We start from the raw sequence: 611 nt of genomic DNA, 5'->3' as shown, positions 1-611 counted from the left end.
TCTCCGCGGTCACGACGGCACCTCTTCCTCGAAGGACGCCAGGTAGGCGGCGAACTGCTCCTGCTCCTCGGTCATCAGCGGATGGTCTTCGGCGTAGACGTGCTCGAACATCGACAGCGGCGCCGGGTCGGGCAGCGCCAGGCAGCCCTCCCGCAGCTCCTTGGCGACCTGCTTGGCCTCGGCCTCGACGTCGTCCAGGAACGCGGTGTCGGCGAGCTCGTTGCGGACCAGGTACGCCTTGACCCGCTCGATCGGGTCCTTGAGCTTCCACGCCTCCTCTTCGGCCTTCAGCCGGTAGCGCGTGGGGTCGTCGGTGGTGGTGTGGGCGCCCATCCGGTACGTGTACGCCTCGATCAGCGTGGGGCCCTGGCCGGTCCGCGCGTTCTCCAGCGCCTTCCTGGTGACGGCCAGGCACGCGAACACGTCGTTGCCGTCCACCCGCAGCCCGGGGAACCCGTAGCCCTGCGCGCGCTTGTACAGCGGGATGCGTGTCTGCTTCTCCAGCGGCTCGGAGATGGCCCACTGGTTGTTCTGGCAGAAGAAAACGATCGGCGCGTTGAACACCGAGGCGAACACGAACGCCTCGTTCACGTCGCCCTGCGACGTCGCGC

At 68.1% G+C, this 611-nt stretch carries 1 protein-coding gene; it reads right to left on the bottom strand.

From position 1 onward, the window contains the following. Window positions 1-9: 9 nt before the first annotated feature. Window positions 10-611, bottom strand: a 602-nt coding sequence (locus tag amrb99_RS49600; RefSeq protein WP_241756681.1) for a thiamine pyrophosphate-dependent enzyme, incomplete at its 5' end; no start/stop codon positions are given.

The sequence above is a fragment of the Actinomadura sp. RB99 genome (genome assembly GCF_014706005.1).
GTDB lineage: Bacteria > Actinomycetota > Actinomycetes > Streptosporangiales > Streptosporangiaceae > Spirillospora.
The sequence above is the reverse complement of the archived record's forward strand: the minus strand, read 5'-3'. Positions and strand labels throughout refer to the sequence as shown.